This window comes from Plantactinospora sp. B5E13 (genome assembly GCF_039871775.1).
Classification (GTDB): domain Bacteria; phylum Actinomycetota; class Actinomycetes; order Mycobacteriales; family Micromonosporaceae; genus Plantactinospora.
This window is the reverse complement of record NZ_JBDPLT010000032.1, coordinates 13904-25117: the sequence shown is the minus strand read 5'-3', so window position 1 is coordinate 25117 and position 11214 is coordinate 13904. Positions and strand designations below refer to the sequence as shown.

The 11214-nt window shown below is 70.3% G+C and carries 8 protein-coding genes; 7 read left to right on the top strand and 1 reads right to left on the bottom strand.

What is annotated here, in order from left to right; all coding sequences use genetic code 11:
• Positions 1 to 381 precede the first annotated feature (381 nt).
• The 5 genes from ABGB05_RS24730 to ABGB05_RS24710 all read left to right on the top strand — a co-directional run bounded on the left by ABGB05_RS24730 (position 382) and on the right by ABGB05_RS24710 (position 6334).
• On the top strand, positions 382 to 576 hold the full coding sequence (locus tag ABGB05_RS24730; protein WP_347655902.1) for a hypothetical protein: 195 nt from the start codon (positions 382 to 384) through the stop codon (positions 574 to 576).
• Positions 577 to 1276: 700 nt separating this feature from the next.
• Positions 1277 to 2338, top strand: a complete 1062-nt coding sequence (locus ABGB05_RS24725; protein WP_347655901.1) for a sugar ABC transporter substrate-binding protein — start codon at positions 1277 to 1279, stop codon at positions 2336 to 2338.
• The gene (locus tag ABGB05_RS24720) at positions 2335 to 3876 is read left to right on the top strand and encodes a sugar ABC transporter ATP-binding protein (RefSeq protein ID WP_347655900.1); all 1542 of its coding nucleotides are present in this window, start codon (positions 2335 to 2337) and stop codon (positions 3874 to 3876) included. Before ABGB05_RS24725 ends, ABGB05_RS24720 begins: the two co-directional genes overlap by 4 nt.
• Complete coding sequence (locus tag ABGB05_RS24715) at positions 3869 to 4918, top strand: ABC transporter permease (RefSeq protein WP_347655898.1); 1050 nt, start codon at positions 3869 to 3871, stop codon at positions 4916 to 4918. The genes ABGB05_RS24720 and ABGB05_RS24715 overlap by 8 nt, the downstream gene beginning before the upstream one ends.
• 90 nt (positions 4919 to 5008) lie before the next feature.
• Positions 5009 to 6334: an enolase C-terminal domain-like protein gene (locus ABGB05_RS24710; RefSeq protein ID WP_347655897.1), complete on the top strand. Its 1326-nt coding sequence runs from the start codon at positions 5009 to 5011 to the stop codon at positions 6332 to 6334.
• 155 nt (positions 6335 to 6489) lie between these two features.
• On the opposite strand, the gene ABGB05_RS24705 is transcribed toward ABGB05_RS24710, so the two are convergent.
• Complete coding sequence (locus ABGB05_RS24705; RefSeq protein ID WP_347655895.1) at positions 6490 to 7185, bottom strand: FadR/GntR family transcriptional regulator; 696 nt, start codon at positions 7183 to 7185, stop codon at positions 6490 to 6492.
• Between the two features lie 191 nt (positions 7186 to 7376).
• Between ABGB05_RS24705 and ABGB05_RS24700 the strand changes: the two genes are divergently transcribed.
• Both ABGB05_RS24700 and ABGB05_RS24695 read left to right on the top strand, forming a co-directional pair.
• The gene (locus ABGB05_RS24700) at positions 7377 to 7823 is read left to right on the top strand and encodes a hypothetical protein (protein ID WP_347655894.1); all 447 of its coding nucleotides are present in this window, start codon (positions 7377 to 7379) and stop codon (positions 7821 to 7823) included.
• Positions 7824 to 8214: 391 nt separating this feature from the next.
• Positions 8215 to 11208, top strand: a complete 2994-nt coding sequence (locus tag ABGB05_RS24695) for a glycoside hydrolase family 95 protein (protein WP_347655892.1) — start codon at positions 8215 to 8217, stop codon at positions 11206 to 11208.
• Positions 11209 to 11214 lie beyond the last annotated feature (6 nt).

Below are 11214 nucleotides of genomic sequence, written 5' to 3'. Positions count from 1 at the left end.
GCCCTCGGCGGGCAGGAGGACCAGCCGGCTGGCCGTGCCCAGCGCGGTCAGCGCCTGGAACAGCAGGGATCGCCTGCTCTGGCGGTGTGGCCGGGTTCCGGTCCTGCTGGCCGTGCAGGATGAGTATTGGACGCGTGATCGACGGTGCCGCGAGAACGGCGTCGAGGTCCCGGTAGACCCGCTCGGCCTCCCACAGGGTGCGTCGCTCGTGCTGGAAGCCGAGCGGGGTCAGCCAGGGCAGATGCTCGGCGGTCGGCATCGGCCCGCCGGCAGACGGGGGCGTGCGCCGCGACGGCCGGGCACGATCGACACGACGGTGGCCGTGGGCTGCCCACCGTCGACGGGCACGCCCGGATCAGGACGCTGTTCGCCGGCCGTACGGTGCTGCTGATCTCGCACCGGTTCTCGGGCGTCTGGTACGCCGACCACATCTACGTGCTCGAGTCCGGCCGGGTGACCGAGCACGGCAGTCACGACACACCGATGACGCTCGATGGTACGTATGTCGAACTGTATCTGACCCAGGCTTCCGCGTACCTCGACGTCCCGGCGGCGGCCGCCGTCCGACCGAGCTGACCCGCGCGTCCGTGGTGACCACGCCCGGGGGTGGCCGGTCACCGTGAACCAGCGCTTCCGCGGCGCACCCTGGCCTCCTCAGGGGCATCGATGTTAACGTCCGCAAGTCGCCTCCACATGCGAAAGTGTCGGTCCTCGACCGTCTCGATGTGACCGTCAACATCGGTCGGTGGCGGCATGGCGCTCGTCTGGTGCCGCCACCGTGGTCGCGGGCTGGGCTCGCGGCGAGGTGGACGGGTGCCGGGCGGTCTCGGCGCTGTGCCGACGAACGAGGTTGACCACAATTCATGAGATGTCTCTGACCCGTGTCGCTTACTCCGCGCCGTCGGCCGGTCCCAGGAGCACGGATTCTGCCGGAGTTGGCCGTTGACGTTACGCGATGGAAACCTCTAACGTCTGATGTCTGAACGCGTGACCATGCACCCCACGCCACCCCGTGTTTCGGAGGGATTGCCATGTCCCGTCCATCCCTCACCCGTCGCCGACTGCTTGCCGCCCCCGGTCCGACCGAAGATCCCAGGACGCCGGGTGCGACACCCACCCCCGGAGCGCGGCCGAAGCGCTGGACCGGGGATGGCGGCGCCAACCCGTGGTGGATCGTCACCGCCGACTGAACCCAGTGGCGTCCGATGTGTGCGCCGCACCCGGGGCCTGGTCGCGGCGACCCGTCGTCGGACGACGTCGCAGATATGGAGAAGCAATGATCAATCGGAGAGCTCTGCTGACCGCGGGGCTGACGATGGTGCTCGGCGTGTCGGTCAGCCTCACGGCCGGCTGCGGTGACGGCACCGCACCGGGCGGTTCCCGACTGCTCGTCGGTGTCGACTATCCGCGCTCCGACACGGACTTCTGGAACTCGTACATCAGGTACGTGCCGCAGTTCGCGGACGAGCTGGGCGTCGAACTGAAGACGACCAACTCGCAGAACGACATCGCGAACCTCATCTCCAACGCCCAGACCTTCATGAGCCAGGGCGTCAAGGGCGTGGTGATGGCGCCGCAGGACACCGCGGCGATCGCACCGACCCTGGCGCAACTGGACTCGAAGAAGATCCCGGTGGTCACCATCGACACGAGGCCGGACACCGGCAACGTCTTCATGGTGGTGCGCGCCGACAACCGCGCCTACGGCATCAAGGCATGCCAGTTCCTCGGCACCAAGCTCGGCGGCAAGGGCAAGGTCGTCATGCTCCAGGGCGGCCTCGACTCGATCAACGGCCGGGATCGTACCGAGGCCTTCAACGAGTGCATGCGCGACAAGTTCCCCGGGATCACCGTCTTCGGCGAGGCCACCGACTGGAAGGCGGACGTGGCGGCGGCGAAGCTGCAGACCCGCTTCGCCTCGGACCCGGACATCAAGGGTGTCTACATGCAGTCCTCGTTCGCGCTGTCCGGCACCCTCCAGATCCTCAAGCAGCGTGGCCTGCAGGTGCCGCCGAGCGACCCCAAGCACGTGTTCGTCGTCTCCAACGACGGCATCCCGGAGGAGCTGAAGAACATCGGCGAGGGCCTGATCGACGCCACCGTCAGCCAGCCGGCCGACCTGTACGCCAGGTACGGGCTCGAGTACGTGAAGGCGGCGATCGAGGGCAAGACCTTCCAGCCCGGCCCGACCGACCACGGCAGCACCATCATCCAGATACGGGAGGGGCTGCTCGAGGACCAGCTTCCGGCGCCGCTGGTGACCCTGGACGGTGCGCCGGTCGCCAGCGAGCCGACCCTGAAGTTCGACGACGCGTCGCTGTGGGGCAACAACGCATGAGGACCGCCCCACCGGGCCCGGTCGACGGGCCGACCGGCGACGGCCGGCCCGTCGTCGAGGCCGTGAACATCACCAAGCGGTTCGGATCCACGGTCGCCCTGGCCGACGCGGGCATCGTGGTCCGCCCCGGTGAGACACACGCCCTGGTCGGACGCAACGGCGCCGGAAAGTCGACGCTGGTCAGCATCCTCACCGGGTTGCAGGCCGCCGACGACGGTGCCGTGGCGTTCGACGGCCGTCCGGCGCCGCCGTTGGGTGACCGCGACGCCTGGCGGCAGCGGGTGGCCTGCGTCTACCAGAAGTCGACGATCATCCCCACCCTCACCGTGGCGGAGAACCTGTTCCTCAACCGGCACGCCCGGGGCCGGGGCGGACTGATCCGCTGGTCGGCTCTGCGCCGCGAGGCCGAACAGCTGCTGGCGGCGTGGTCGGTCGAGGTCGACGTACGCCAGCCCGCGTCGACGCTCTCGGTCGAGCAGCGGCAGTTCGTGGAGATCGCCCGGGCGCTGTCCTTCGGTGCCCGGTTCATCATCCTCGACGAGCCGACCGCCCAGCTCGACGCGGCCGGGATCAACCGGCTGTTCGACCGGATCCGGGACCTGCGCGCCCAGGGGGTGACGTTCCTGTTCATCAGTCACCACCTCCAGGAGATCTACGAGATCTGTGACCAGGTGACGGTCTTCCGCGATGCCCGGCACATCGTCACCGCTCCGGTCGCCCAGCTGAGCCGTCCGGCGTTGGTCGCGGCGATGACCGGTGAGGACGTGACGATGCCCGAGGCCGAGCACCGGCCCGTGGCGTCGGACGCTCCGCTGCTGCTGGCCGTACGCGACCTGGTCACCTCCTCCGGTGCCGAGTTGTCGATGGAGGCCCGGGCCGGTGAGGTCGTCGGCATCGCGGGCGGCGGCGGCAGCGGCAAGATCGAGGTCGCCGAGGCGATCGTCGGCCTGGCGCCCCGGGTGGGCGGGACCGTCGCCGTCGACGGCCGCGTACTGCGTCCGGGCAGTGTCCCCGACGCCCTCGACGCCGGCGTCGGCCTGGTGCCGCAGGACCGGCACCGGGAGGGGCTGGTGCCGCTGCTGTCCATCGCGGAGAACGTCACGATGACCGTGCCGGACCGGATCGGGCGGCGTGGTCTGATCTCGCCGGCCCGGCGTGACGCCCTGGCCCGGGACACCATTGCCGGTCTGGCCATCAAGGCGTCCGGGCCGCGGGTGCCGGTCTCCGACCTGTCCGGCGGCAACCAGCAGAAGGTGGTCATGGGTCGGGCGTTGGCCAGCGATCCGAAGCTGCTGGTGCTCATCACGCCGACCGCCGGTGTCGACGTGCGGTCCAAGCAGACCCTCCTCGGTGTCGTGGAGGACGTACGCCGTCGCGGTACGACCGTCGTGGTGGTCTCCGACGAGCTCGACGATCTGCGGATCTGTGATCGCGTGCTGGTCATGTTCCAGGGCCGGGTCGTCGGCGAGATGGCCCACGGCTGGAGCGACAACGATCTGGTAGCCGCCATGGAAGGGGTGGATCTCCACCGTGTCTGAGACGCTGTCCACCACCACGCCGCCGTCCGTGACGCCGCCCTCGCGGCCGTCGCGGTCGCCGTCCTCGTCGCGGACCCTGGCGGTCGCCCGGCTGCGGGACCTCGCCCTGGTGCCGGCGATCATCGCGGTCGCGATCGTCGGATCGATCGTCAACCCGGTCTTCCTCAGCTCCGACAACATCATCAACGTGCTGCAGAGCATGTCGGAGATCGCCATCCTGGTCCTCGCCCAGACCATCGTGCTGATCACCGGCAAGATGGACCTGTCGCTGGAGTCGACCTTCGGGCTCGCGCCCGGCATCGCGGCCTGGCTGATCGTCGACCCCGCCCTGACCCGGGGTCTGGGACTCGACGTGCTGCCGGAGGCCTGGGCGGTGCCGGTGGCCCTGCTCGTCGGCGCCCTCATCGGTGCCTTCAACGGGCTGCTCATCGTCCGGTTCGGCCTCAACGGCTTCATCGTCACGTTGGGCATGCTCATCGTCCTGCGTGGACTGCTCACCGGGATCTCCGGCGGCCAGACCTTCTTCGCGCTGCCGGAGTCGATGACGTACCTCGGCTCCGCCGTCTGGTTGGGGGTGCCGGCCTCGATCTGGCTGTCGCTGCTGCTGTTCGCCGCCGGGATCGTGGTCCTCGGCTACACCCGCGCCGGTCGGGCGTTGTACGCGATCGGTGGCAACGCCGACGCGGCCCGAGCGGCAGGTATCCGTACCGACCGGGTGCTGTGGATCGCCCTCGTCGTGGCCAGTGTCCTCGCGGCCCTCGCCGGCCTGCTGATCAGCGGTCGGCTGGCAGCGGTGCCGGCGGCCCAGGGTAGCGGTGCGATCTTCCAGGTCTTCGCGGCGGCGGTGATCGGCGGGGTCAGTCTCAACGGCGGCAAGGGCAGTGTCTTCGGCGCCTTCACCGGCGTACTGCTGCTGTTCATGATCATCAACGTGCTGACCCTGGCCGGAGTACCCGCGCAGTGGACGAACTTCCTCAACGGCACCGTCATCCTGGTGGCCCTGGTGGTCTCCCGCATCACCGGAGGCAGGGCGCAGACATGAGTCGTCCGGCCCGCCGGGCGGGCCACCGCGAGGCCGGACCGGCAGGTCCGGGTACGACCAGGCCCGCCGTTCGATCCCCCAGGAGTTCCGGTGAGTGAGCGCATCTCGTCCGTAGAGACCATCGACGTACGGTTCCCCACGTCCCGGCACCGCGACGGGTCGGACGCGATGAATCCGTTCCCGGACTACTCCGCCGCCTACATCCTGCTGCGCACCACGACCGGGGCCGAGGGGCACGGGTTCGTCTTCACCGTCGGCCGGGGCACCGAGATCCAGGTCGCGGCGGTGCGGTCGCTCGCCGCGATGGTGATCGGGCAGTCCGTCGACGAGGTGACCGCCGACCCGGGGGCGCTGGCCCGCCGGCTCGTCGGCGACAGCCAGATCCGCTGGCTGGGCCCGGAGAAGGGCGTCGTGCACATGGCCGCCGGCGGTCTCGTGAACGCGGTGTGGGACCTCGCCGCCCGGCGGGCGGGCAAGCCGCTGTGGAAGCTGCTCGCCGACCTCAGCCCGGAGCAGCTCGTCGCCCAGGTCGACTTCCGCTACCTGCGCGACGCACTCACCGAGGAGGAGGCGCTGGCGTTGCTGCGGGCCGCCGAGGGCGGGCGGGCGGAACGCGAGCGGTTGCTGCGGGCCGAGGGCTACCCGGCGTACACCACCACCCCGGGCTGGCTGGGCTACGACGACGAGAAGCTGGCCCGGCTCTGCACGGAGGCGGTCGAGGAGGGGTACCGGCTGATCAAGCTCAAGGTCGGCGGAAGCCTGGCCGACGACGTACGGCGGATGGCCATCGCCCGGCAGGCCGTCGGACCCGACGTCCGGATCGCGGTCGACGCCAACCAGATCTGGGGCGTACCCGACGCGATCCGGTGGATGCGCGAGCTGGCCGCGTTCGACCCGTACTGGATCGAGGAGCCGACGTCGCCGGACGACGTGCTCGGGCACGCCGCCGTGCGCAGGGTCCTCGCCCCGGTCAAGGTGGCCACCGGCGAGCACGTGCACAACGCGGTGATGTTCAAGCAGCTGCTCCAGGCCGACGCCGTCGACATCGTGCAGATCGACGCCTGTCGGGTCGCCGGGGTCAACGAGAACCTCGCGATCCTGCTGCTCGCCGCGAAGTTCGGGGTTCCGGTGTGCCCGCATGCCGGTGGGGTGGGGCTGTGCGAGTTGGTGCAGCACCTGGCCATGTTCGACTTCGTCGCGGTCAGCGGCAGCACCGCCGACCGGGCCATCGAGTACGTCGACCACCTGCACGAGCACTTCGTCGACCCGGTACGGATCAGCGACGGGCGGTACCTCGCACCCGCCGCCCCGGGCATGAGCGCGGAGATCCTGACCGCGTCGTTGGCCGACTACCGGTTCCCGGACGGCCCACGGTGGACGGCCGCGTCGGTGGGGGCGGGAGCGCCGACACGATGATCATCGGGCGGGACGGCACTCGACGGGTTGGATCCGGAACATCTGATGTCTGGTTCGGATCCCTCGCCGGCACTGCCGGGTGTGCCCACCGTCCGGCCCGGCGGGGCCGGGACGGCTCGCGACGCACGCACGGTCCGGACGGAGCCGACCCCCTGCTACCTCTCCGCCGCCTGGGCGGCGAGCACCGTACGAAGCCACGCTTCGGAGGTGTTGACGTGCATCAGCGCGCTGGCGTGGGCGAGCAGTTGGTCGCGCGAGCGCAGGGCGAGGTAGATGGCGTGGTGTTCGTCGATCGTCTTGTGCGCCGCGTTGCCCTCTATCAACCCGCGCCACACCCGGGCCCGCAGCGTACGGCTGGACAGCCCGTCCAGCAGCGAGGTGAGGGTCTCGTTGCCGGTGGTCGCGACGACGGTGTGGTGGAAGGCGGTGTCGAACTGGATCAGCTTCTCGGCGTCGTCGGCCGCCGCCCGCATGTCCTCCAGGATCTGGGCGAGTTCGTCGAGCTGGGTGTCGGTCATCCGCAGCGCCGCCATGCCGGTGGCCACCGGCTCCAGCATGCGGCGCACCTCCATCACCTCCAGCAGCGTGTCGTCGCGCAGCAGTTCCACCGCGACGCCCAGCCCCTCCAGCAGGAGCCGGGGCGCGAGGCTGGTGACGTACGTCCCGTCGCCGCGCCGCACGTCGAGGACCCGGGCCGACTCCAGCACCTTCACCGCCTCCCGGACGCCGCTGCGGGACAACCCCATCTGTGCGGCCAGTTGCGGTTCCGGTGGCAGTCGGGCGCCCGGTGGCAGCTCGCCGCTCTGGATCATGCTTCGGAGCTTCGCGATCGCGTCGTCGGTCAGTGCCATCCATGCCCCCTTCGGACCGGTCCGCCCTGTGCCGCCGCCGTGGGACGGTCGCCCGGGCCGGCTGCCGGTAGCCCTCACCACTATAGAGACATCGGACGTTTGCTGTCGTCGAGGTCTGCCCAGCAAGGTTGCGCTGCCGTCGGTCCGGTCGACGGTGGCCGGCTCGGGGCCACTGAGAGGAGGGCTGTCCCGTGCGGACCGCCGTGAGTCGGGTGGACGAGCTTCCTGCCGTCCTGGTGACAGATGACGCCATCCGTGCCGTCGTCGCGTTCGAACTCGCCTACCGCGAACTGTCCCCGGGGCAGCGGCGGTTGCTCCGGTATCTCGGTCTGCACCCGGGGCCGGACTTCGACGTGTACGCCGCCGCGGTCCTGGGCAATCTGACCGTCGTGCACGCCCGGCAGGGCCTGGGGAAACTGTGCGAGCGCCGACTGGTCGTCCAGGACGGCATCCGCTACCGCCTCCCCGAGCAGGTCGCCGAGCACGCGCGCCGGCTCGTCGCGAGGGATCCCGCCGCCAGCCGGGAGGTTGCCCTCGGCCGGCTCCGCGACCATCTCTGGCCGCCGGGTGAGCGCGGCCGTCGCGGTACGGGGCGTGGCAGGGGCCCGGGGCCGGCGGACCGGACGCGTCGGGGTTGACCCCGGCGAGAGTCCTGGCAGCATCAACACATCTGATGTATCAGTGCAGCGTCGAGTGCGGTCCGGATCTCGCGCAGTGATCCGTCGGGCTGGCCCAGGCTGGTCGGGCGGTCGCTGACCGCCGGCCTTGTTTGGCGGAGCCTTGATCTGGCTGGGATTAGGCGGGCCGAGCGGGGCGGGCGACGGGCGACGGCTGCCGCCTATCGACTATTGCCTATTCCGTCGCGCGGGAGTAACCTTCGCGAAACACATCAGATGTCTGGCGACGTGAGGGCTGTCGGTGGCCCACCCCGGTGGGCCGGGGGCGCACGTCGCCGAGCGACTCGTTGATCGGCTTCCGTAGTTCTCCCACGTCTCGAGGTGACCGGATCGGCCACCGGTTGGAGGATCGATGTCAGACCTGACCCGACGACAGGTCCTCAAGTTCGGCGCGGTCGGCGCCGGCGGCGCCCTGCTGCCACTGCCGTGGACCGCCGCGGCCCGGGCGGACTCGGCGGCGCCACCGCAGGTGCTGGCGGCCGGCGATCTGGCGCTCTGGTACGACGAGCCCGCCGGCACCGACTGGCTGCGGGCGCTCCCGATCGGCAACGGCAGGCTCGGGGCGATGGTGTTCGGCAACGTCGACACGGAACGCCTGCAGCTCAACGAGGACACGGTCTGGGCCGGCGGCCCGCACGACCCCAGCAACCCGAGAGGGCAGGCGGCGCTGGCGGAGATCCGGCGGCTGGTCTTCGCGAACCAGTGGACCCAGGCCCAGGATCTGATCAACCAGACCATGATGGGCAACCCGGGCGGGCAGTTGGCCTACCAGACGGTCGGCAACCTCCGACTGGCCTTCCCCTCGGGTGGGGCGTCGCAGTACGACCGGCAACTGGACCTGACCACCGCGACCACCTCCGTGACGTACGTGGTGAACGGGGTGCGCTACCAGCGGGAGGTCTTCGCCAGCGCGCCCGACCAGGTCATCGCGATGCGCCTGACCGCCGACCGGACCGGGTCGATCACCTTCACCGCCACCTTCGACAGCCCGCAACGCACCTCGGTGTCCAGCCCGGACGGCAGCACCATCGCCCTCGACGGCGTCTCCGGCAACCAGGAGGGCGTCACCGGGGCGGTCCGGTTCCTCGCCCTGGCCAACGCCACGGTCAGCGGCGGCACCGTGACGAGTTCCGGTGGCACGCTCAGGGTCACCAACGCCAACAGTGTGACCCTGCTGGTCTCGATCGGCTCCAGCTACGTGAACTACCGCAACGTCAGCGGCGACTACCAGGGCATCGCACGGTGGCACCTCACGGCCGCCCGGGCCAGCAGCTACGACCAGCTCCGCAGCCGGCACGTGGCCGACTACCAGGCGCTGTTCGGGCGGGTCAGCCTCGACCTCGGCCGCACCTCGGCCGCGGACCAGCCGACCGACGTCCGGATCGCGCAGCACAACAACGTCAGCGATCCGCAGTTCTCCGCGCTGTTGTTCCAGTTCGGCCGGTACCTGTTGATCTCGTCGTCGCGTCCCGGCACCCAGCCGGCCAACCTCCAGGGCATCTGGAACGACTCGCTGACCCCGGCGTGGGACTCGAAGTACACCATCAACGCGAACCTGCCGATGAACTACTGGCCCGCCAACACGACCAACCTGGCCGAGTGCCACAGTCCGGTCTTCGACATGATCAGGGACCTCTCGGTCAGCGGTGCCCGGACCGCCCAGGTCCAGTACGGCGCCGGCGGCTGGGTCACCCACCACAACACCGACGCCTGGCGGGCGACCGCCGTGGTCGACGGCGCGTTCTGGGGCATGTGGCAGACCGGTGGCGCCTGGCTGGCCACCATGATCTGGGACCACTACCTGTTCAACGGCGACGTCGAGTTCCTCCGCGCCAACTACCCGGCGATGAAGGGCGCCGCACAGTTCTTCCTCGACACCCTGGTGACCGAGCCGACCCTGGGCTACCTGGTGACGAACCCGTCGAACTCGCCGGAACTCAGCCACCACTCGAACGCCAGCGTGTGCGCCGGGCCGACCATGGACAACCAGATCCTCCGGGACCTTTTCGACGGCTGTGCCCGGGCCAGCGAGGTCCTCAACGTCGACAGCACCTTCCGGACCCAGGTCCGGGCCGCCCGGGACCGACTCGCCCCGATGAAGGTCGGTTCGCGGGGCAACATCATGGAGTGGCTCTACGACTGGGTCGAGACCGAGCGGACCCACCGGCACGTCTCACACCTCTACGGGCTGGCCCCGAGCAACCAGATCACCCGGCGCGGCACCCCGCAGTTGTTCGAGGCGGCCCGGCGGACCCTGGAGCTGCGCGGCGACGACGGCACGGGCTGGTCACTGGCCTGGAAAATCAACTTCTGGGCGCGGATGGAGGAAGGCAACCGGGCCCACGACCTGATCCGTTACCTCGCCACGCCCGCGCGCCTCGCCCCGAACATGTTCGACCTGCACCCGCCGTTCCAGATCGACGGAAACTTCGGCGCCACCGCCGGCATCGCCGAGATGCTGCTGCACAGCCACAACGGTGAACTGCACATCCTGCCCGCGCTGCCGGCGGCCTGGCCCAACGGGCGGGTGAGCGGGCTGCGGGCCCGGGGCGGGCACACCGTGGGCATCACCTGGACCGGCGGCCAGGCGACCGAGATCCTCGTCCGGGCGGACCGGACCGGCGCCGTCCGACTGCGCGGCCGGCTCTTCACCGCCAACCACGCCGTCGTCGATACCACCGACGGCACCCCGGCCCGGACCACGCGGATCGAGACCGACCTCGTCGAACTCGCCGTGCAGGCGGGGCGCACCTACCGGGCCAGCGGATCGGTCGCCACCACCCCGACCCTGGAACAGAGCTTCACCAACGTCAGCACCACCAACGACACCAACACCGGGGCCGGGAACTTCGACGGCGGCGGGGCCACCCTCTCCGCGCAGGCCCTGGCCCAGGCCGGGGTCACCCCGGGCAGCACGGTGAGTCGCAACGGGGTGAACTTCCGCTGGCCCAACGTTTCCCCGGGCGGCGCCGACAACGCCATCGCCTCGGGGCAGGCCATCAGCGTGACCGGTACGGGTCGCACGCTCAATTTCCTGCTGACCGGCACGTACGGTGCCGTGTCGGGAACCGCCGCCGTGGTCTATGCCGACGGGACCCGCCAGACGTTCACGCTCGGCGCCCCCGACTGGTACGGCGGTCCGCACGCCGGTGGTACCGCCGCGATCGTCACCGCGTACCAGAACCGGCCCGGCAACCAGCGGCAGAATGTGGCCGCCTGCATCTACCAGGTGGGCGTGGCCATCCAGAGCAAGCCGGTGGCCCGGGTGGAGCTGCCGAACATCAGCGCCGGGCCGGCGACGAACGTACCGACCATGCACGTCTTCGCCATCGCGATCGGGAGCTGACGGCCG

What these genes read in the sequence shown, in the direction of transcription:
- ABGB05_RS24725 (WP_347655901.1), top strand. Translation starts at nt 1,277, where the DNA reads ATGATCAATCGGAGAGCTCTGCTGACCGCGGGGCTGACGATGGTGCTC.
- ABGB05_RS24720 (WP_347655900.1), top strand. Translation starts at nt 2,335, where the DNA reads ATGAGGACCGCCCCACCGGGCCCGGTCGACGGGCCGACCGGCGACGGC.
- ABGB05_RS24705 (WP_347655895.1), bottom strand. Translation starts at nt 7,185, where the DNA reads ATGGCACTGACCGACGACGCGATCGCGAAGCTCCGAAGCATGATCCAG.
- ABGB05_RS24695 (WP_347655892.1), top strand. Translation starts at nt 8,215, where the DNA reads ATGTCAGACCTGACCCGACGACAGGTCCTCAAGTTCGGCGCGGTCGGC.